Source organism: Vibrio sp. Makdt (genome assembly GCF_027587015.1).
Classification (GTDB): Bacteria; Pseudomonadota; Gammaproteobacteria; order Enterobacterales; family Vibrionaceae; genus Vibrio; species Vibrio chagasii_B.
In genome coordinates, this window is record NZ_JAPPTH010000005.1 from 196,920 (window position 1) to 214,840 (window position 17,921).

General features: G+C 40.9%; 29 protein-coding genes. 6 read left to right on the forward strand and 23 right to left on the reverse strand.

Annotated elements, in window-relative coordinates:
• Nucleotides 1–31: 31 nt before the first annotated feature.
• From OH460_RS08600 to OH460_RS08615, 4 genes are all read right to left on the reverse strand, one after another.
• Nucleotides 32–277 (reverse strand): hypothetical protein, encoded by a 246-nt coding sequence (locus OH460_RS08600; RefSeq protein WP_269996639.1) that lies wholly within the window; start codon nt 275–277, stop codon nt 32–34.
• A gap of 1 nt (nt 278) precedes the next feature.
• Nucleotides 279–737 carry a hypothetical protein gene (locus OH460_RS08605; protein ID WP_269996641.1) on the reverse strand — a complete coding sequence of 153 codons (459 nt, stop codon included), beginning with the start codon at nt 735–737 and terminating at the stop codon, nt 279–281.
• A gap of 789 nt (nt 738–1,526) precedes the next feature.
• A complete protein-coding gene (locus OH460_RS08610; RefSeq protein ID WP_269996643.1) occupies nt 1,527–1,694 on the reverse strand; it encodes a hypothetical protein in 168 nt (55 codons plus the stop codon).
• 11 nt (nt 1,695–1,705) lie between these two features.
• A complete protein-coding gene (locus OH460_RS08615; protein WP_269996645.1) occupies nt 1,706–2,056 on the reverse strand; it encodes a hypothetical protein in 351 nt (116 codons plus the stop codon).
• Between the two features lie 189 nt (nt 2,057–2,245).
• Between OH460_RS08615 and OH460_RS08620 the strand changes: the two genes are divergently transcribed.
• A complete protein-coding gene (locus tag OH460_RS08620) occupies nt 2,246–2,476 on the forward strand; it encodes a hypothetical protein (RefSeq protein WP_269996647.1) in 231 nt (76 codons plus the stop codon).
• 52 nt (nt 2,477–2,528) lie between these two features.
• On the opposite strand, the gene OH460_RS08625 is transcribed toward OH460_RS08620, so the two are convergent.
• The 9 genes from OH460_RS08625 to OH460_RS08665 form a co-directional block, all read right to left on the reverse strand.
• The gene (locus tag OH460_RS08625) at nt 2,529–3,119 is read right to left on the reverse strand and encodes a hypothetical protein (protein ID WP_269996649.1); all 591 of its coding nucleotides are present in this window, start codon (nt 3,117–3,119) and stop codon (nt 2,529–2,531) included.
• A gap of 182 nt (nt 3,120–3,301) precedes the next feature.
• Nucleotides 3,302–3,529, reverse strand: a complete 228-nt coding sequence (locus OH460_RS08630; RefSeq protein WP_269996651.1) for a hypothetical protein — start codon at nt 3,527–3,529, stop codon at nt 3,302–3,304.
• A 335-nt stretch (nt 3,530–3,864) separates the two neighbouring features.
• Complete coding sequence (locus OH460_RS08635; RefSeq protein ID WP_269996652.1) at nt 3,865–4,464, reverse strand: hypothetical protein; 600 nt, start codon at nt 4,462–4,464, stop codon at nt 3,865–3,867.
• Nucleotides 4,465–4,473: 9 nt separating this feature from the next.
• On the reverse strand, nt 4,474–4,758 hold the full coding sequence (locus OH460_RS08640; RefSeq protein WP_269996654.1) for a hypothetical protein: 285 nt from the start codon (nt 4,756–4,758) through the stop codon (nt 4,474–4,476).
• Nucleotides 4,759–4,867: 109 nt separating this feature from the next.
• Nucleotides 4,868–5,161 carry a hypothetical protein gene (locus tag OH460_RS08645; RefSeq protein WP_269996656.1) on the reverse strand — a complete coding sequence of 98 codons (294 nt, stop codon included), beginning with the start codon at nt 5,159–5,161 and terminating at the stop codon, nt 4,868–4,870.
• Between the two features lie 160 nt (nt 5,162–5,321).
• On the reverse strand, nt 5,322–5,732 hold the full coding sequence (locus OH460_RS08650; protein WP_269996658.1) for a hypothetical protein: 411 nt from the start codon (nt 5,730–5,732) through the stop codon (nt 5,322–5,324).
• A complete protein-coding gene (locus OH460_RS08655; protein ID WP_269996660.1) occupies nt 5,733–5,975 on the reverse strand; it encodes a hypothetical protein in 243 nt (80 codons plus the stop codon).
• A 65-nt stretch (nt 5,976–6,040) separates the two neighbouring features.
• On the reverse strand, nt 6,041–6,577 hold the full coding sequence (locus tag OH460_RS08660) for a hypothetical protein (RefSeq protein ID WP_269996662.1): 537 nt from the start codon (nt 6,575–6,577) through the stop codon (nt 6,041–6,043).
• Nucleotides 6,578–6,610: 33 nt separating this feature from the next.
• Nucleotides 6,611–7,774, reverse strand: coding sequence for an AAA family ATPase (locus OH460_RS08665; protein ID WP_269996664.1), 1,164 nt, complete (start codon nt 7,772–7,774; stop codon nt 6,611–6,613).
• A gap of 823 nt (nt 7,775–8,597) precedes the next feature.
• Here OH460_RS08665 and OH460_RS08670 point away from each other — a divergent pair.
• Nucleotides 8,598–8,825 carry a hypothetical protein gene (locus OH460_RS08670; protein ID WP_269996666.1) on the forward strand — a complete coding sequence of 76 codons (228 nt, stop codon included), beginning with the start codon at nt 8,598–8,600 and terminating at the stop codon, nt 8,823–8,825.
• Between the two features lie 188 nt (nt 8,826–9,013).
• Nucleotides 9,014–9,754, forward strand: coding sequence for a TIGR00266 family protein (locus tag OH460_RS08675; RefSeq protein ID WP_269996668.1), 741 nt, complete (start codon nt 9,014–9,016; stop codon nt 9,752–9,754).
• Nucleotides 9,755–9,830: 76 nt separating this feature from the next.
• Here the strand turns inward: OH460_RS08675 and OH460_RS08680 are convergent, their stop codons facing one another.
• From OH460_RS08680 to OH460_RS08725, 10 genes are all read right to left on the reverse strand, one after another.
• Entirely contained in the window at nt 9,831–10,214 is a 384-nt protein-coding gene (locus OH460_RS08680) for a hypothetical protein (protein ID WP_269996670.1), read from the reverse strand.
• 75 nt (nt 10,215–10,289) lie between these two features.
• Nucleotides 10,290–10,556 carry a hypothetical protein gene (locus tag OH460_RS08685; RefSeq protein WP_269996672.1) on the reverse strand — a complete coding sequence of 89 codons (267 nt, stop codon included), beginning with the start codon at nt 10,554–10,556 and terminating at the stop codon, nt 10,290–10,292.
• Between the two features lie 8 nt (nt 10,557–10,564).
• Complete coding sequence (locus OH460_RS08690) at nt 10,565–10,849, reverse strand: hypothetical protein (protein WP_269996674.1); 285 nt, start codon at nt 10,847–10,849, stop codon at nt 10,565–10,567.
• Between the two features lie 14 nt (nt 10,850–10,863).
• A complete protein-coding gene (locus tag OH460_RS08695; RefSeq protein ID WP_269996676.1) occupies nt 10,864–11,280 on the reverse strand; it encodes a hypothetical protein in 417 nt (138 codons plus the stop codon).
• A gap of 647 nt (nt 11,281–11,927) precedes the next feature.
• On the reverse strand, nt 11,928–12,278 hold the full coding sequence (locus OH460_RS08700) for a hypothetical protein (RefSeq protein WP_269996678.1): 351 nt from the start codon (nt 12,276–12,278) through the stop codon (nt 11,928–11,930).
• A gap of 82 nt (nt 12,279–12,360) precedes the next feature.
• On the reverse strand, nt 12,361–12,567 hold the full coding sequence (locus OH460_RS08705) for a hypothetical protein (RefSeq protein WP_269996680.1): 207 nt from the start codon (nt 12,565–12,567) through the stop codon (nt 12,361–12,363).
• A 491-nt stretch (nt 12,568–13,058) separates the two neighbouring features.
• Entirely contained in the window at nt 13,059–13,853 is a 795-nt protein-coding gene (locus OH460_RS08710; protein ID WP_269996682.1) for a hypothetical protein, read from the reverse strand.
• Nucleotides 13,854–14,131: 278 nt separating this feature from the next.
• Nucleotides 14,132–14,935 (reverse strand): hypothetical protein, encoded by an 804-nt coding sequence (locus tag OH460_RS08715; RefSeq protein ID WP_269996684.1) that lies wholly within the window; start codon nt 14,933–14,935, stop codon nt 14,132–14,134.
• Nucleotides 14,895–15,359 (reverse strand): hypothetical protein, encoded by a 465-nt coding sequence (locus OH460_RS08720; RefSeq protein ID WP_269996686.1) that lies wholly within the window; start codon nt 15,357–15,359, stop codon nt 14,895–14,897. The genes OH460_RS08715 and OH460_RS08720 overlap by 41 nt, the downstream gene beginning before the upstream one ends.
• A 22-nt stretch (nt 15,360–15,381) precedes the next feature.
• On the reverse strand, nt 15,382–16,122 hold the full coding sequence (locus OH460_RS08725; protein WP_269996688.1) for a hypothetical protein: 741 nt from the start codon (nt 16,120–16,122) through the stop codon (nt 15,382–15,384).
• A gap of 174 nt (nt 16,123–16,296) precedes the next feature.
• Here OH460_RS08725 and OH460_RS27435 point away from each other — a divergent pair, with 174 nt between their 5' ends.
• The 3 genes from OH460_RS27435 to OH460_RS08735 all read left to right on the forward strand — a co-directional run bounded on the left by OH460_RS27435 (nt 16,297) and on the right by OH460_RS08735 (nt 17,901).
• A complete protein-coding gene (locus OH460_RS27435; protein WP_443088677.1) occupies nt 16,297–16,836 on the forward strand; it encodes a metal-dependent hydrolase in 540 nt (179 codons plus the stop codon).
• 3 nt (nt 16,837–16,839) lie between these two features.
• A complete protein-coding gene (locus OH460_RS08730; RefSeq protein ID WP_269996690.1) occupies nt 16,840–17,118 on the forward strand; it encodes a hypothetical protein in 279 nt (92 codons plus the stop codon).
• Between the two features lie 144 nt (nt 17,119–17,262).
• Complete coding sequence (locus tag OH460_RS08735; RefSeq protein ID WP_269996692.1) at nt 17,263–17,901, forward strand: hypothetical protein; 639 nt, start codon at nt 17,263–17,265, stop codon at nt 17,899–17,901.
• Nucleotides 17,902–17,921: the final 20 nt, after the last annotated feature.

Sequence of the window (17,921 nt, forward strand, 5' to 3'; positions counted from 1 at the left end):
CGGGCGCACCAAGGAGGTGTGCCCATTGGGGCTACAGCTCGAACGTGACAGACTCAAATCCCATGTCTTTCGCGTCATTGAGTAGCGCATCAGCGCGTTTATAGACTTTCATGTTGCTTCGGTAAGACGCGACAATAAACGTCTGTTGACCATCGATGATGTTCAACACGTAACCCGATCCACTGTAGGGCTTGGCTTTTGCGGTGAGTGTCTTGTCGGGACTCTGTACCAATTCTTTGACTGCCGACACGCTCAGTCCTTTGTATCCATCACTCATCTTATGCGTCCTTTCGGTCAATCAGATTGTGGCGACTTAATACTTCTTCAATCAGTTCAATTTGGAGTTTTTGGTCATTATAGAAAAGCTCATTATCTGATTGATATTGCTGCTTTATACTTTGGTAATTACTCCAATAACGGTACGAGGAATATCCTGTATATAGAGTGATGAAATAGAATGCGAATTGGATAGCGTTATTTTTGGTGTCGATAGTATCAGCTATCGATTGAGACAATAGCATCTGCATACTGTGCTCATCTAATATGGCAACGCCAAACACCAACACACTTGTCGAGTACACAAAGAGCGATCTTGCAAACGCCTTAAACAAATACCAAAGAAAATGTGGAATGCTGCCAACGTCTTTAAAGACAAACCACCATTTTTTATCTGCGACATCCATTGCCTGTTCCGAACTCAACTCCGTTAAAATTTCCTGTCCTACTTTAGTGATCATAACGTCTCTCTCAAAGTGCAAAAATGCGATATTGCATAAATGCACTTTTGCACAATCGCACCTTATTGTAAATATAAAATTGAGATTGAAGATAAGAAGGGAAAACGAGGTTGGTCATATCTATGGGCTACAAACGCAACAAAGCCCAATCATAAGATCGGGCTTTGCGCTTATCTGCCTATTCGGCAGGGACATTGACAGCCGCTTGAACGGTCACGAAGGCTTTAAGTCAATGTATATCAGCTACTTATTCAGCAGTAATTTTCTTAGCTGCCTATTCGGCAGGAATATGACCGTTCGTTACCACTATAGTACGCTTTTCTAAGTGGCACAAATCTAAGGGAAAACGTGGTATCAAACTTTGTTGTCACGCTTTTGTTTGGTGGCTTTGTTGATAGAACCTAAGTTTCGATCTTTATTGTTACAATAATATTCTGATCGCCACGATAGAAACGAGCTTCGGAAATAGGAAAGTTTCAATCTTTTATCCGCCGATACAACTATATCTACTTAGCAGTTTCAGATACACAAAGGACATCCCTTGGATTGCACTCCATTGTAGTAAGCGCGTTATATGCCCACAGAATCACCAGACCTGTAATTAAAAAAACACAAAGGTATTTCATGATTAGCCCTCGGCAAATTCGTCTAAAGTCATCCTAAACTTTTGCTATTTAAGGATATTGTGTGCTGAAATTACCACGGAAACCCCTTTCAAAATGAGAATTGGCTTCAGTATTTCAGTCTCAATTTTACTTAGATGGTGAAATCACAAGCAAGCATTCGGACCTATTTACGTTCTAAAACTGGCACTAAGAATGAACCAGTCACCCCTTGTAACCATGCTCTATGAATCGGTGAACGCCCCATTAGCTTTCTCATAAAACGAGGCGGTATGATTTGTGATTGGTAAGCGTTAATTCTCACCCATTCAAAACTACTTTTTCTATCAGTCATCGCTTCTACCTTTAAGTTCTACTATTCGATTTCCTAAAAAGCTTTTCAGCAAGCTTAACGGTACCATAGACCATAGACGACAAGGCTAAAATCCCCCCCACAAACTGAGCCACATATATTAGACCCACTGTAAAGTCCTGCTCCTTGCTCTCAAATGAATATTCAACCCAAGACGCCAAGTTTAGACCAAATAAGTTATGACTAAGGCCTAATGCCGCCATGAGCCCAGCAACCGTACATAGCGCCTTGGCAATGCCATCAAGAATCACTACTGACAGTTTACGTTCAATACCACGTAGAAAGTGGATTAGCACTGCCAATGAGCAAGTTAGTACAACAAAGTGAATGTAGGTGATCGTCATGTTTTTAAGAACCTTATTATATATTGGTTAACCTGGGAGATATTAACAACTGAAATCACTGGTTATCGTGCAACCATTGTCGATCTGGCATTCTAAACTGGTCGATTGTGAACTCTGGCGATCACTTGGATTGAATCTTCGGTTGGTACAATTTATTCGGAATCAATCTTTCAAATATGGAGTAAGCAGATGAGCTCATTAATTCCACCGTATTGGGTACAAACATTAATTCGTAAGGCAGTAAAGACGACTGGCAGCTACGACCCAGAAGAACTTTGTCACATTCTTGAAGAGGACTTCACTTCTGAGCAATGGGCGACAATCTCCGCGTTCCTTCAATATGTCCACGATAACGAACTCACGTTTGGCCATAACTTTGTCGAAGTCTATCAGAACTGGCTAGATGTAGATGACGAATAAGAGTTGAATATTCCGAGTCCCCAGTTGCTCTTTGTAGTAAGTGGGGATGTTTTTATTTCATGTAAGGGCTAAGTTGAACTGAGTCATATAGATCGCCTTGAATAGAATTCACATCAATGACATCCACGATTTCAATTACATCTGCATTTAATACTAAGTGAGAGCGGCCATGCAGATAACTGTCGCAAAACGCCCCACTTTCAAAGTCTCGTAAAACATCCACGCCGAAATTTTTTAGCATTGTACATCGTTGTCTTTCATCGATCATTGGTAATCTGTGGTTCACCAATGATTCTGGCGTTGAACCGATTTCAAAAAACCAATCTTTACCTTCTTTGGTCGATAGCCACACTGGTAAATTGCTCCATAAATCCTGCGCACATGGACTCTGCTCTTTGATTGAGCTATCTAAGGTTAGAATCTTCGCGTGGGGCTTCATTTTGCAGACATAGACTAAAGGGTTTCCTAACTGACACGCTCTGTATTTTGCATGGTTTCGAGCTCCTTTAAGAGATGTCGCGAAGTAGATGCCATTTGCCGCATGGGCACCTTCACCCGTACCTAGTTTACCTATATCGAAATTATTAAATCTTTCAGCCCTTGTTCCATGAAAGTAGAATTCCTCGTTTAACAACTTGATCATATTTCCTCTTTTTATCCTAGCTATTCAACGACGAACCACTATGGCTCAAGATTCAGAGATGGGCCTCAAAGCATTAGGAATTAGTTCAGCAGAATCACTTACGAACCTAACTCCAAGTTTTAGAGACAAGCAGAGTTAGGATCGGAACTATTAGAGCATATAATGATTTGTTAATGTTTTTCCTAATCTGAAAGTGCTGATATTTCTGGTGTTTCTAACCACTCAATTACATTCCAATTAAAATCTAGTTCTGAGCGATCATCTGCTGTTATCCAACTGTGATCCGAAGATTCAACGCGAATCATTTCGTATTCTTGCACACCTTCGGTGAACCAATGTTGCAACTTACACATTACCGGTACATCGCTCGGTGGCTCTTTGTCCTTAATACTTTTCCATTCATAAGCCATAGATTCTGTTTTCTACCTCTCATTAATGCCATTGGTATCATCTTTAGCCCTGTAATTTAAGGGTCTAAAGCAACTTCTCGACTTGAGCGCACTAGTAATTAAACCACTCTACTTTGTTCAGCGAGTATTACTCCGGTTCTGAGCTCCTACCTCCAAACAAGCTGTTTTGCACCATTACTGTTAGTGCAGACATAGCACCTATAGCTATTAGGAAATTAGTCAAATTGCTTTCGCCAACTCCAAGTAAATCATTACCAGATTCAGCTTGGTAAGCCATCAATAAGCATGCAATGCTACAGACTAGCCTTTTTGTTCCAACCATATCGGTACCTCTTCTATATCTGTTTAAAATGGACAGTCCAGGTATTGACGTCAGTGACCATCATAGTCATATCACTAGGAGCATGATGACGAAGTTTTTCAAAAAAGTAGTCAAGAATATCGGGACTAAATCCAGCCGGTTTAGTGATTATTATTACGTCCTGTTGGTCTTCTTTAACTTCAAATATCTCGCAGCTCTCTCGATGGACGTAGACACACAACGCAACGTCAACTCCTCCAAACTTTGCTACTTCGTTAACAATCCGGTCTGCTTTGCTTCTAGCTTCCAATACATTGAATACGTTAATAGAATCTAAGCTGTATAAGAAGTGCCCATCACCTCTGTTGATTGGGTAATCTTTTAGAACAACCTTTTGAACTGCTGGGGGGTACGACGCTAAATCTGTTCTAGCCATATCATTTAGTTTAAGGACCCCATTAACAAGCAATATGATTCCAATTGAGGCCAGAATAAGAATCTCTGCCGATCTGGATACACTGCCTGTTAGAGATTGCCACGAAGAGCAATGGTGGCACCTTTTGGCACCCGAAACGATGTTTTCCTTGCAATACTTACATGATTTAACATCGTTGCTACTCGAATTGTTATTCATGAACTTACCTTAGCAGGCTTGTGGCGATGTATGGTCTGCGGCAGCGAATGGAGATAGCTTTTCTGGAACATCTATGTCGAACAACTCTTTAACCTTGTCTTTAAATACTACCCAATCATTAACATCAGTTCTTTCATGCGTACAAAAAAGACATTGAGGAGCCCCGTTGATCTGCTCTTCTGAACTCGTATGGATGTCAATTCCTAGGACCCCAAAGCGTGCTATACAGTCACCATTAATGTTATTTACCCAGACTGTTTTTCCGTCGCCAATAATTTCAAACATGTTTTGCATATCTGCCTACTCCTGCTGGTTACCGCTGATAGATCGACTTAGACGTTCTAACATCAATCATTATCCCCTATGATTTACTAACGACTAGCATTCAGGTTTCTAGAAAATTCTATTCGCCGAGATGCTGGTAAACCTCACCGAGCTGCTGCTCTAATTTACTCCAGTCGCTCTCAATGATTCTTGCCGCCTTCATAATCACTTGAACAGTTTCTTCTTTACGTAAAGCTTTGAACGCTATTACCATGGCACTGAAAACCGCGGTAACCACTGCTGCATCTTGTTGTGTAAACGTTCCACGATCACGGAGGTGTTCAAATAAGTCACTTAAGTAGCTTTGGTACATAGACTCAATTGTTGTTCCATTTGCGAAAGAACTTGGTATTTTAATGGTGTTATCTGTCATTCAAAACCTCTTCCCGACATTCGAGTATTTACTAGTTTGTTGTGTCCATAAATTCGTATAATAGCCCTTTAAACAAGTATTTCCGATCTAGCCTCTGTCAATTTATAGGCCAGCCTTCTAACTTCTGTAATGAGCCTATACAGCCATTGTTAGCATCAATTTAGTATGTTGAAGCAAAGTCGTAAGCTACCAGTTGGCCTTTGCGATTAAAGCCCACCTGGGAACAATCAATACCGCTAACGAAATCTGGGAGGTGGCCTAACCTTTCAATAATTGTATTGTAGGAAGCATGATCCGCCCGTTCCATACATATCAAAGCGGAGTCAGCGTCAATCAACTTTGTTCTAGCGAACTGCCAGTAGTCATCTGATAGTAAGGTACACTCTTCCTCGTTTTGATAAGCGCCTTCTTCAGACATGGGCAGTTTAAATACGAAGTTTTTGGAAATGTAGGTAGCTCTAGAGTTCCCACACTTTGGTTCACCGTACTTAACCCATAATTTTCGGTGTAACGCCACTGCCTTATCGCCGAAGTTTATTCGGATATCAGCTAAAAATTTAATTTTGTCCATCTATATATCCTTGGGGTCGATTTGGGTAACATTGATGTTTGTGTCTTGGTTAACTAAATAGCTGTAGCCTTCCACAACGTTATTACAGTCATCGATGTAGACTCTAGTATCAGAGGTATAATCACTGTGATTGCACAAAGCCATTAGAGTCCCTTTCATTTCACCATACCAGTGCCAAATTTGAGTAACTGAACCTATGTATTTACCATCAATGTCTAACTGATATTTCAATGGACTCGCCATCTCAAATTCCTTCTTGCTGATCCAGCTATAGGGTTTTAATTTTAGAAAAAGAAACCGAAGTTCTTCTAATGGCTTTCACCTTCGTAATATTTGGGGATATTGTTGCCAAAGACCTCTTTTGCAGCTTTATTCCACAATGCTTCGTCGAATTTGGTTTCTATCGCTGGTGTTAGATTATCAACTTCAAGCTCAATTTGTTGTAGAAACGCCAGTTCTCTCCAACCGTTGTAGACCGCGGCAATTTTGTTATAGCTAATCAACCATTTTTTTGTAAAGTACTCCGCATCAACTTTGGACCTAAATGATTTTGGCCTATATTTTCTATTACTCAATAGCCTGCTGTGTACTTGAAATCTATGGTAAATGTTGCCACTTCTTTCTGTTCCTATATCGTCAGCTAAAACAGTCAAGTCAAAGAATTTAACGAACAGAAAATTCGGGCGATAATTAGTAGTTAGATACACTTTATTCCGCGCTTTTAGAGCTGATTTAAGATCTCCAGCGACCAACTGATAATCCTGTCTCTCTTTTTTAAATTTCAGCTGATAATTCCCACTTGGGAGAATTGTCATGTTTCGAAATTTATTAGTAGTTTTTTTCATAGTTTATGTAAACGCTAAGGTTGATATAACCAATTAACCATGACGCCGTGCAATCTCAGCAATAACTGGATTGATGACGCGATAGGTTTCATTCTGCGAGACCTCAATCAAATCTTTCTTTATTAATGAGTCGACTGAACGCCTTAGTGAACTAGGGGCAAGGTCCATTTTTGTGTATGAGTCTTTTGAATGAAGCTTCTGATTAATGCCCTTGGCAATACCAGATAGAAGCCTTTTGTCGTTAGTACTTAAGCTCAGAATCAGACCTTTCTCTTCTCGCTCAGCCATCTCAATCACTTCTTGCCAAACATCCTCAACATCTTCAACTTTTGGCATGTCCGGCAGCAACCAAAGGTCACTACAGATTGAATTCACATAGTAGGGGTGGCATTCAGACAAGCTGATAATCTTGTCGGTAACTTCATTGGGTAATGGGCTACCCCACTCTTCCAGAGCTAAGAGATCAAAATGTTTCTTATAATGTTCTGCTGCTATTCTATTGATAGGGAACGGCTTGGTGTGGTTATAGAGCGGTCGTCGTTGGTCTGATAAGCTTTGTGCCATAAGTGCTCTTTCTGAGCCACAAAAAACAAAGGTGATTGCCTTAGACTGCTCAAGTTGGTGTCGAATTGCGGACTCAATTTCAATCCCACCTTCCGTTTTGCCCAATTCCTGAAACTCATCGATGATAAACACAACTCGAATATCAGACTCATAAGCATATTCATCTAACTCATTCATAGCGCTTCGCAGTGAGTCCAGCGACATATTTTCAGTTAGCTTATCGAAGGATATACTGGGCATCCCGCGCTCTAGCTTAACGACTATATCTCTTTTAGCGAACTTGCTCTTGATGTAATCGATCACCGAATCAGCCTTTGTGTGACCATTCTTATTAGCTTGTATACTGGCAACTTGACCCATTAGTTCAGATGTACTTTTGAGTAGCTGTTTAATCAAACTTTCTTTACCGCTATTAAACAAAATATGGCAACGTTGCAATGTGATGTCATGACCTTCGGCGGTAATGTCTTCACCTACTTGTTCTAGCAAGCTACTTTTACCATGGCGCCTATGGGCTTGAATCCATAAATGCGTCCCACGAAGAAGCAATGTGCTTAACTTTTGTCGTTCTTTGGTTCTATTACAAAAGAAACGGCCTGTAACAACTCGTCTTGGGAATGGGTCCGTTCGCATAATTCCAATATCCTGTGTTTTTGCTCTAGGCTAGTATACCACCAACATTAAACATCGCAACACGCGCATCGCACATTGCGCATCGCAAGTTGCGATGTGTGGTAAACAATTGATTATTGGTCAATTATAACCTCTCAAAACGTATAAATATAATCATACCAGTAGCGATCTATCGTATGATTCTGGATATGTCCATAATCACTAGTGCATTTCTACTTTTGCCGAGTTAATCAGAGAATTAATTGATCATCGGATATACCACTCGCCTATGTGACCATCTGGTGTAAGTTGAATTCTATGAGGTATGAACCTTACTTTGTCCTAACATTCGCTGTAGAATGAAGAAACTGTAATGATCATGCCAAAATGATATTACCTCCCTACATCTACCAAAACTTATAGAATATGAATGACATCGAAGTAATGAGAGCAGCTTTCATTATTATGACTATTGCCATAGGCGCCGCGCAGATAGGCTACCTCTTTCACTGTCTTGCCGCTCACCGTCGTTTCAAACATAGTTGTGCTAGGCAAAAACGCATCAGTTATCTAATTCGAGTGGGGGGATTCTCTGATTCTCAGCAGTACATCATGTCTGTTTCAACAATTAATTTTTGCATACGATCGCAGAAAGCAAGAGTTCGAGCGGGTGTAAGGGAGTTAGTACGAAACGGGGTTGCGTAGTTCATGACAACTCAGCATCAGAATACCTTTATTAGTATTCAAAAGCTCACGATAGAGATCTAAACGGGATCATTCTCTTAGGTCAAGCGCTGTTTCCTAATTAAACTGTTCCAATTTACCGCCATTTTAAAGGATTACAATGAGCGCCAAGCTTTTCAAACCCATGTTTCTGTTAGCAATCTTTATGTTCATGGCTTTTATCTCTGCAGTGGCCATCCTAGTTTCTGACAGCTTCGCCATTGAGATGGGAGCAATTACCTCGCTTTTCATTGGAGGCTTTTCTAGTCATGGTCAACTGGAAGAGATTTTCCACATTATTGATACCCAAACAAAATGCGATGAGGAGGGTTTCCATGCCGTTAGTTAGACTGGTTATCATCTACGTGGTCCTTTCTTCAATGTTTTATGGACTCTACATGGTTTTCAAGTCCCAGGGGCCATGGGTTGGCTTTGTATCTTTGCTAGTCCTTATTGGAATTAACACGCTCTTATCTAAAAAAATCATCGCAAAATTGCGAAAGAGAAAACTAAGTTCAAAAAAGAAAGGGAAATTAGATGAAAAAATGCCATGAGATTGACGTTTTTGTACATGGGGATGACATGCAGCTTGTCGAAATTGAATTAGATCAGAATGAAACTGTCGTTGCCGAGGGCGGCGCGATGGTATTTTGTGAAGACGGTATTCGATTCGATACAAAGCTCGGCGATGGTTCTGAAGCGAGTGAAGGGCTTTTTGGTAAGTTACTTGGTGCTGGCAAGCGAATGTTAACGGGAGAGACAATTTTTCTAACGCACTTCACGAACACTCAACCAGTCAAGCGCAAGGTAGGGTTTTCTGGGGCTCACATGGGAAAAGTGATCGACATAGACCTAAACCAGTTTGGCCAGCGAATAACTTGTCAAAAAGAAGCTTTTTTATGTGCGGCGAAAGGTACCGAGATTAGTATCGCCTTCAACAAAAAATTCGGGTCAGGCTACTTTGGTGGCGATGGGTTTATCATGCAGAGTATCGTGGGAGATGGTCGTGTAATTCTTCACGCTGGCGGCTACATTTCTCAACGAGAACTCAATAATCAAACACTTTCAGTCGACACCGGGTGCGTAGTTGCTTTCACGTCAGGTATAGATATGAACATTCAGGCTGCGGGTTCTGGGTTAAAGAGCATGTTTCTAGGCGGCGAAGGCTTGTTTTTGGCCACATTACAAGGCACTGGTACCGTTTGGATTCAGAGTATGCCTATAAGTCGTCTAGTCGACACGATTTCGAGCCGGATGCCGCCCCCCCCTTCAAAGTAAGGTCGACGTACACAAAAAAAGGTACTCTATGAGTACCTTTTTCTATTTAAAGTTATTAGTTTGCACTGCGTATTTTCTATTTTGATGGTTCACGAATTTGAAAGCCGTTTTCTCGAGCTAGGGTAACCGCATCACCAGTATGCTCTACCAACCAAGTTTCAATTACGTACTGACCTTCCAATTGGAGGCCAACTTTTATTTGATTTGTGTCGGGTTCTAGTTTGACACAGCTTTTGGTGTAAACTTTCACTGGTGGAGAACCCCACCAATTGATAGCCTCTTGTGGGCAGTCGTCATAACCATGTACAACGGCTACCTCCTCAACGCTAATTTGCAGTTCTATCGCTGGTGGCAGGTATACTGTAGTATCAACAGCTTGGTTACTTACCATTTCAGCCACATCGCACCCTGTGAAGCTCACGACCGCTACGAGTACGATTACTAATCGTTTGATTGTCATATTTTCCTTTACGAGAATGGACGGTATCTGGATTGAGGATAGCTAACATCTAAGTCAGCTTAACCATGTTAATACTTACGCAGAAGTAAGAGTTTTTAAAGGTCGCTCCGGGAGGTTGACTGCAGATAATAGCTCTTGGGCTTTGAAATCATCATTAGAGTTAAGTGCTTCCTCTATTAATTCCATTCTATGTATTTCATTAGTCAGCGAGATAGCACAGACACCTACGGGGGGCGGGTTTCCCACATCAAACGATGCCATTTGCTTAGAAAAGTTGCTCATTACTGGCTTGAACTCTTCATCATCTTCTATTGCAAACACTACTGTCACGAAACGCGTCATATTTTTCTCTATATATTATTTAAGTCGAGGAGGATAATTAATGTTGGGATGTACAATGCTTCCAAGAGAGCGCCGGCTGTAAGGGAAAAAAGGTAGAGTTCGCTCTTTCTGTATACAAATAGCAAAAAACCAAGCAGTGCCATTGTTAAAGGTTGCAATGTATATGCCATAGCAAAGCCGGTGTGACTGATTTCCCAATTGGAATAGGTTTTAATTATAATCAAAGTCAGTACCAGTAAAAAACCCAGCAAAATTAGCAGTCTTTCTTTAATAAATTGTACTGTAGAATCCATATTCTGTGTTCATTTTATTTGAGATTTAGTGGTTTACTAGGTGGGATATAGTAATTGTCATCCGAGCGGGAAACTTTTGTCTGAGCGCCAGTTAGCATTTCCCTATCAATTTGCCCACCAATAGACGAACCGACATGATCAAGTTCACGTCCGAAATGCTTAACAAACTCCGCTAAGTATTCGGGCCACGCGTCCTCCTCAGATAAGATTGTTGCGCTCTCTGAATCTCTTATTCCCATTTGATAGCCGAACTTAAAGGCACTTTTAACTAGGCTGACATCAACCCTATTGTACGCTTCATGTTCAAGGAGCTCTACTTTATCCGCTAGCAGTGCAACGTAAAGCATTTCGGTCTGTTTTAGTTGGCGAAAGCGAGAAAACTCACCAATGCTCAAATCTTCTACGATGTCATTTAATAAAAGAGTGTCCATTTCATGCTCCAGTAAAAATTGGTAATGGCGCTAATACTGATCACCTGGTTAATCAAGGGTTATGCATTCATATCTAGCAGCGCAACAGCCTCTTGTGGTATGTCTGCTATGGAACGGGAAAAGGTTAATGATTCTAGGCCGAATTATTCGGCCCACTCCAGCTGACGTCCTTAAGGATTGGTAGCCTTAAGTTTGTTGTTTGCCGGTTCCGGGATTTTTCCATTAGTGAACCGAAGGGCCATTAGGATGGTAAGAACGTCTTGTGTATTAACTTCGCACTTGCCGTTATTCGTATGCTTACCTAATGATGCCTCGCTAAGCCGCTTGTAGGCGTCATGAACACCCTGACTGTTTACGTCTACCATTACTCGCCTCCGCTGCTCTTCTTTGCCTGTAATAGTTGAACGAATGCTTTTAGGACGTGAGCCAATACAACACCCATGATTGTACTAATCAACATACTAAGATAATCATTGTTTAGTACATAAGCGCACAGAGCCGACCCGGCTATTACCCCTAACATTTGTTGTCGATCAAACAATTTCATCTACTTTCCTCTGTACGTGATATACCCATAAAAATCACAATACATTTACGATTCTTAAAAAACATGATTGTTGATTCAGATGTTGATTCTAAATGTATCTTTAATTTAGTAACTCATTGAAGCCGGCGCAAACCTCATCCATCATCTCGAAATACCGTTGTTTAGCATCGATGTTTTTGTCGCTATCAGAGTTATTGATCATATAAACCCCCTTCTCGGCCATAACCCATTTGATGAATACGCCGTTCTCTTGATGCGATATCTTTCCGTCACTACCAGAGTTACATAACAAAGCATCGGCTGATGTTAGGCCATCTTGGCGATACTCGATAATTGCTTGATAGGCAGAGTCGTAGGCTTCACCAAATCTATTCGTTCCTTTCAAGAACAAAACAGGCGACATAATAATGAGTAAAGTGCCAAGATACAGTTTGATTTTTTTGACTTTCATAGAGCCTCTATATGTGGAACTACGTGAAGAATACCGGCATGGTGATATAGTCGAATCTGAACTTAACCGGAAAGAAGAAATTTTAAGACTCACTAATTCCCATGCGTTTCAAAATAGTGGGAGCAATACCAGCCCATAGAGACGCGACCACCAACCCAACTCCGAACCAACCGTTAAAAAATAGAACGCTTGTTTCTTGCCAAGCCCCAGGATTAACAATTATCAAAAAACCCATTAGAAATTGTGTTTCAGCTGGATTTTTAAAAAGGTAATTCAATAAATACTTCATCGACTTGCTCCATTAGCTGAATTCTAGCTTGATCACTGCTCTGTTTAGACAGGGTTAAAGAGGATGCTTAATTCCTATTTGAGTTTCATTTACCAAACATTCAGAGTGAGCGGTTAATAAAATACCATTATACGGTATTTTTTCAAGCATTACAGAACCAGTCTTTGTTAGTTGAAAGCCTCTTCTACGAGGCTTATGGGCGCTTTAATACTCAAGAGCTATCCAACAACCGCCCTCATTGTAAACACCTCTGTAAAAGAGATGTTTACCTCGCACTGACCAATCATGCACCTCACTTTCCAATATAGCCGTGTCACGGTGTACGAGAGGCATATTGGCTGGTGGACGGATATGTTCGTTAAAAAAGTAGTTTATGCTCCACAGGCGTTTGGGCTTATGATTGAGTTTGTCTAGAGCAATTGGGCGGGGAGCAGTTAGCTGAGGCACCGGAACCGCGTCCGCCTTTGGCACCCAAATGTATTGTCGTTCACTCACAACTTAACCTCTGGAGTACTTTCAAAGATCATCTCGCCACTATTACCGTCGATGTCACTATCGATTATAGGAGTTGGTAAGAGGGATAATACTTCCTGCCATTGCTCTTTAGTAAACCCGTCTAACAATTCACATTGCTCAACTGAACGGGTTAGCTCTTTAATGAAAGAGCTGATAACTACCGATGAGTCAAGACTCAACCGATCCAAGCCGTGATAGCAAGCCATCATTTCCAAAGCAAAGTAAATGGCACTCTCTGCTTCAATGTCTTGTGAATCGAACACCGAATACTCAACGAACGCTACAAGAGACTTAGCCGCCTTAAGTAACTCAGCATCGGTAAGCTCCAATTTAACGTCATTGTCATCACAATGCATGTCCACTGAGATTTGTTGCTCCACACCATTGTTGAAGATGTTGATATGGACAATCGATTTTAATTCAACATCCTTGATGGTATCAGTATCTGGAAACAGTGATGATTCAAATTTAAGTTGAGAAAGTTCATTCATCTCATCGTCTAACAACTCATCCCCTTCACCGTCAAAATCGCGAGAGTATCCTTGGATTTCTTGCACAACTACCAACGTGTCGTGATTAAAAACTGAATTACTCGGGCCAGTTTCAATATTCACGCTATTTCCGTTTTTGTGCGTGATAGTTATTGGGCTATAGAAAATTGCCTCATCCATATTCTCCGCAGTGATGCCATAGGCTCTGCAGTTTGGGATGACAATTTGGACTGAAATGAATTCGACTTCTTGGTTTATCTCTTCTGGCTTGGAATACATTGCATTGTTCCTATTCGGTTAATGTGAGTTCACTATATCGTCTAGAATTCGAAAGTAATGGTTCACAGTTAGTGATCTGCCAACCACTACCCTAAGGGCATAAGCGCATGTTGAGCCTTTTGTTGATACAACAAAGTGAAGTTATCTGGTCTCTATTCATCGGGGATGTAGTGCTACTTCAGAAGGTATGCTATTTAAGCGGCTCACTGGGGAAAAAGACCATCTCTTACTAAAATATGCAAATGGTGTAAGAGACGGTCGAAATTGTTGTGATGGTTCTAATAAGTTGTGAAAATATCGCGCCATAAATATAGAATGTGCGAGGCTGCAAGGTCAGCCTGATTACTCAGTACATCAAAGGTCTTTTCGCGATAAGCAGGGGAAGGTATTGTATATGGCCTCACTGAGTAAGCGTATACACTTTGATTAGCTGCATTTTCAATAACTGTTTCTATTGGTAATGGTGGTAAATTGCTTTCTACATCAAACGTGTACCCATCAAGATAGCTGAACCAGTACCGCCTCAAATTGTATCTGCATTTAGGGCTAGTGTTTTTAGCTTTGAATAAGCAGTACTGCGCACCACCACCGTCGCCACGCGAAAACTCTCTGTGGTCGAAGAAAACAACCTTGGAAATAGGTTGGTATGACTGGACAGTTAAATGGGTCAGGTACGCTGTTAAAGCCAGTTTTATCTCGATTTCCTTCTCCGCTTTAGCTGCCTGATAAAGTTCAGCGTAAGCGTTAGGGATGTTATTGATCAGAACCTTACCAAACCCTCCAGACCGAAGAACAAATTGAGTCTGGTCATAGCCTTTCTTGCTTAAAACCTGTCTAACCTCTGTCGGAATATGCCTTCCGTACTTTGAGTATATAGCATGCAGCTTATTAGGATTGTATGGCAACGTTTGATAACTATGAAAGTTGATATCTTCGCTCGGTGCCATTACAGCCACCAGCTGTTTATCCGCTCTTTGAGCTGCAGCAAGAATCTGGGTGTAAGAGTCATAGGAAAATGCAATTGCACCGCTTGACCAAAAGCTAGCTAATGCTAGGAATAATGAAGTAGTCGCCCTTTTCATTTACTACCACCTGCAATTCTTTTCCATTATGTACAGTTCCTGAAAATTCGGTCAACGGGATCATATATTCGATATCGTTACCAACAAACACTGCTTTCCATACACCTTCACTTGTACGATTCAACTGCTCAAGTGTAACGGGTTCTGCAGCAATACGTTGCCCACTACTCAAATAGGAAAACTTCACACTTTCTGCCGTTGCAGTTCTCAGCATATCAGGCGATGTTGAGTCATAGAACGCGTTAATTTCTATAATATCTTTAGCTGGGATAACGTGTTTATTTAGCGCCGGCATTTCCGTTCCAACTTGTTCAACTGGCTCTGATGCTTCAGATACTTTGGTGGTACCTGATACGTTTTCAGAAGAGTCGCAACCAAACAATATGATAGAAGACACGCCTATAACTAATAGGTTCTTTTTCATATTTACTTTATTCCACTGTGGTTTAGCTAAGAACCGTAATGAGTTTACGTCCTTTGCTTGAATCGATAGCGATGAGGTTTAATCCATGATAACTCAATTTCACTTTGTCTTCACCCAGAGAGCATTCAACTTTTGCACTATCCAATGCTTCCATGATGAATTCACAGATGTTTTTTCCTAGCATTAGGCCTTTATCAATGAATACCGACAACGCCCTTGTACTTAGACGATTTAGAATGTGAATCGATACGTAAGTGCTTTGGCTATTATGAGTATGAAAATATCGAACATCTTCATCTACGCTCGACTTAATGCCTAGAAGGGTCAACTTGTTTTTGTCGACGTTCACGGTACCTTTTAGGTCTTCTTCATTCAATCCGCTTATTACCCAAAACATTGAACGATATTTTACTTTGACCATTTTTTGAGACTCGTGAACTCCGATCAACTCTCCTGAGTTAATTGCGTCGTAAGTCTCCTGACGCAACCACTCAACCAACCCATAGTTGGAACATTGATCCGCGGCATATGTCTTGAAGTTGATGAAATGGTGAAGAAGAAGCATACTCGAATCATTGATCGCCTCCTTACCCACAGAAATTCCATATCCACTCATTGATGAGTGCAAGATGTCTCGCTTTTTACATTCATCAATGGCCCATTGCTCATTAATATTGGTAATTTCGTTTTTTGAAAGCTCTGAAGGGTTAATTTCAATTGCTTTCACTTGAACGCCTGATGATAGGTTGCGTGCTTGAGTCATAGTTTTTAGTACCTTAAGGGAAAGTTATTTGATTAATTCCCCCTTAACTTACAAAATATTTCAATTGCACAACGATCCAACAATGAGCGATCTGAGTCCTTGTGTAGCGTAAATGATATGGTCAACAATGCCCAGTGCATTCAAATTCTTTAGGCGTCCCAGAATGGAGAAAAAATGAGAGTAACAGGACATATAGCAGTTGGTGCAGCATCATACCTGTATGCTGCAACATTATTGCCCGAGCATCCGGTTTTTAATTCCGGCATTGTACTCTGGTATGTAGGCTTGTTCTTAACTCTTTTCGGCTCTCTGTTGCCTGATATCGATACACCTGAGTCGACTTTTGGTAGTAAGATAAAGATAGTCAGTTACCCTCTTTCGTTAATATTCGGCCATAGAGGTATTACCCATAGCCTAATTGCGATAGCGGGTATGTTCTATGTAGGGTATTACTTCTCAGTAAATACTTTCTACAATGGAGCGATTATAGTCCCTTGTCTTGCATTGGGTTATTTGAGTCACATATTATCCGACCTAATCACCCCAAAAGGGGTGCCACTACTCTATCCATATAGGCGAAGGTTCAGCATCCCAATCATCCGCAATGGGCTTATGGAAGTTTTCGTCTACGTACTCATTTTTAGCGGTTCAGTTTGGTGCTATTTCAATTTAGGCCCCATGACGTTATCTGCAACAACGATAGGTTTTAGATGAATTATGATTACTGAAGAACAAATTTCCGGAGCCTTTGGTGACTCTTGGTACTCGTTCCAGGCTATGACTTCGCAATTTACTGAAAGTGACACATCACTTAAATCAGAAGCTTTATCCATGTTTTCAAAGCTTACTCTGAGCACTCAAGAACTAGGTTTAAAGCATGGGATTGACGATGTAGTATTCATCTATCTAGCCCAAAAAGAACTATCCATAAAGTTCTCAACCGAAGATGCATTTCAATGGAGTGAGCAGGTTACCTTCAGTGAAACTCTAAAATAAATGATATATTATTTTCTAAATAATTTTCAGAAACTTAAAACAAAATCATGCCTGAGAGTCATAATTTCCACTGGCGATCAGCGTCCGTTGGTGACTTAGTTGGTATGGTTACATCAAATCAAAAAATTGTACTAAGGAAACATCATGAATAAGAAATTCTCTCGCATTGCAGCAGTTATGGCCACATCTCTTCTTGCAGGAAGCTTAGTTGGCTGTTCTTCTGCTCCTGAAGAAGTCGTTATTGAAACACCAGAAGTGACTCCTGAGCAGCAAAACATTATTAACAAGCGTAACATCACAATGGAACTGTTAAACATAACTCCTGAGTGGTACCTAAACCCTCCACAATCTACCCGCGGTGACATTTACGCTGTTTCTACAGCGGTAAATGAAGACATGCAATTCGCAATTAACCGCGCAGTTCTGCTTGGTGAGCAACAAGTAGTTAAAAAGATGGCTACTGAAATTACGTCAGTTGAAACAAATGACATTTCAAACTCAGGCGGTAGCAATAACGTTGTATCTACAGAGTACATTGAAGCTCAAATCAACCAAGCAGGTCTTTTCGGTCACAACATTGTGAAACGTGAGTATTTCCCTGACCCTGAAACTGGCGAATTTCGCGTTTTCACTATGATTCACTTGGATGCAAAATCAAAAGCCGACATTCTTACTGCTGCAGCAGCAAAAGATGAAACACTTCGTGACAACGAACAAATGAAGAAAACGCTTGAAGACCTTCAAGCTAAAGAAGACGCAGAAACTCAAGCTGCGAAAAAATAGCGCCCTATTTACTTCAAGTT

What these genes read in the sequence shown, in the direction of transcription:
- OH460_RS08725 (WP_269996688.1), bottom strand. Translation starts at nt 16,122, where the DNA reads ATGACTCAAGCACGCAACCTATCATCAGGCGTTCAAGTGAAAGCAATT.
- OH460_RS08710 (WP_269996682.1), bottom strand. Translation starts at nt 13,853, where the DNA reads ATGTATTCCAAGCCAGAAGAGATAAACCAAGAAGTCGAATTCATTTCA.
- OH460_RS08670 (WP_269996666.1), top strand. Translation starts at nt 8,598, where the DNA reads ATGAGCGCCAAGCTTTTCAAACCCATGTTTCTGTTAGCAATCTTTATG.
- OH460_RS08680 (WP_269996670.1), bottom strand. Translation starts at nt 10,214, where the DNA reads ATGACAATCAAACGATTAGTAATCGTACTCGTAGCGGTCGTGAGCTTC.
- OH460_RS08640 (WP_269996654.1), bottom strand. Translation starts at nt 4,758, where the DNA reads ATGCAAAACATGTTTGAAATTATTGGCGACGGAAAAACAGTCTGGGTA.
- OH460_RS08630 (WP_269996651.1), bottom strand. Translation starts at nt 3,529, where the DNA reads ATGGCTTATGAATGGAAAAGTATTAAGGACAAAGAGCCACCGAGCGAT.
- OH460_RS08675 (WP_269996668.1), top strand. Translation starts at nt 9,014, where the DNA reads ATGAAAAAATGCCATGAGATTGACGTTTTTGTACATGGGGATGACATG.
- OH460_RS27435 (WP_443088677.1), top strand. Translation starts at nt 16,297, where the DNA reads ATGAGAGTAACAGGACATATAGCAGTTGGTGCAGCATCATACCTGTAT.
- OH460_RS08600 (WP_269996639.1), bottom strand. Translation starts at nt 277, where the DNA reads ATGAGTGATGGATACAAAGGACTGAGCGTGTCGGCAGTCAAAGAATTG.
- OH460_RS08685 (WP_269996672.1), bottom strand. Translation starts at nt 10,556, where the DNA reads ATGACGCGTTTCGTGACAGTAGTGTTTGCAATAGAAGATGATGAAGAG.
- OH460_RS08645 (WP_269996656.1), bottom strand. Translation starts at nt 5,161, where the DNA reads ATGACAGATAACACCATTAAAATACCAAGTTCTTTCGCAAATGGAACA.
- OH460_RS08610 (WP_269996643.1), bottom strand. Translation starts at nt 1,694, where the DNA reads ATGACTGATAGAAAAAGTAGTTTTGAATGGGTGAGAATTAACGCTTAC.
- OH460_RS08700 (WP_269996678.1), bottom strand. Translation starts at nt 12,278, where the DNA reads ATGAAAGTCAAAAAAATCAAACTGTATCTTGGCACTTTACTCATTATT.
- OH460_RS08660 (WP_269996662.1), bottom strand. Translation starts at nt 6,577, where the DNA reads ATGAAAAAAACTACTAATAAATTTCGAAACATGACAATTCTCCCAAGT.
- OH460_RS08730 (WP_269996690.1), top strand. Translation starts at nt 16,840, where the DNA reads ATGATTACTGAAGAACAAATTTCCGGAGCCTTTGGTGACTCTTGGTAC.
- OH460_RS08635 (WP_269996652.1), bottom strand. Translation starts at nt 4,464, where the DNA reads ATGAATAACAATTCGAGTAGCAACGATGTTAAATCATGTAAGTATTGC.
- OH460_RS08720 (WP_269996686.1), bottom strand. Translation starts at nt 15,359, where the DNA reads ATGAAAAAGAACCTATTAGTTATAGGCGTGTCTTCTATCATATTGTTT.
- OH460_RS08695 (WP_269996676.1), bottom strand. Translation starts at nt 11,280, where the DNA reads ATGGACACTCTTTTATTAAATGACATCGTAGAAGATTTGAGCATTGGT.
- OH460_RS08625 (WP_269996649.1), bottom strand. Translation starts at nt 3,119, where the DNA reads ATGATCAAGTTGTTAAACGAGGAATTCTACTTTCATGGAACAAGGGCT.
- OH460_RS08665 (WP_269996664.1), bottom strand. Translation starts at nt 7,774, where the DNA reads ATGCGAACGGACCCATTCCCAAGACGAGTTGTTACAGGCCGTTTCTTT.
- OH460_RS08715 (WP_269996684.1), bottom strand. Translation starts at nt 14,935, where the DNA reads ATGAAAAGGGCGACTACTTCATTATTCCTAGCATTAGCTAGCTTTTGG.
- OH460_RS08705 (WP_269996680.1), bottom strand. Translation starts at nt 12,567, where the DNA reads ATGAAGTATTTATTGAATTACCTTTTTAAAAATCCAGCTGAAACACAA.
- OH460_RS08690 (WP_269996674.1), bottom strand. Translation starts at nt 10,849, where the DNA reads ATGGATTCTACAGTACAATTTATTAAAGAAAGACTGCTAATTTTGCTG.
- OH460_RS08605 (WP_269996641.1), bottom strand. Translation starts at nt 737, where the DNA reads ATGATCACTAAAGTAGGACAGGAAATTTTAACGGAGTTGAGTTCGGAA.
- OH460_RS08735 (WP_269996692.1), top strand. Translation starts at nt 17,263, where the DNA reads ATGAATAAGAAATTCTCTCGCATTGCAGCAGTTATGGCCACATCTCTT.
- OH460_RS08650 (WP_269996658.1), bottom strand. Translation starts at nt 5,732, where the DNA reads ATGGACAAAATTAAATTTTTAGCTGATATCCGAATAAACTTCGGCGAT.
- OH460_RS08615 (WP_269996645.1), bottom strand. Translation starts at nt 2,056, where the DNA reads ATGACGATCACCTACATTCACTTTGTTGTACTAACTTGCTCATTGGCA.
- OH460_RS08655 (WP_269996660.1), bottom strand. Translation starts at nt 5,975, where the DNA reads ATGGCGAGTCCATTGAAATATCAGTTAGACATTGATGGTAAATACATA.
- OH460_RS08620 (WP_269996647.1), top strand. Translation starts at nt 2,246, where the DNA reads ATGAGCTCATTAATTCCACCGTATTGGGTACAAACATTAATTCGTAAG.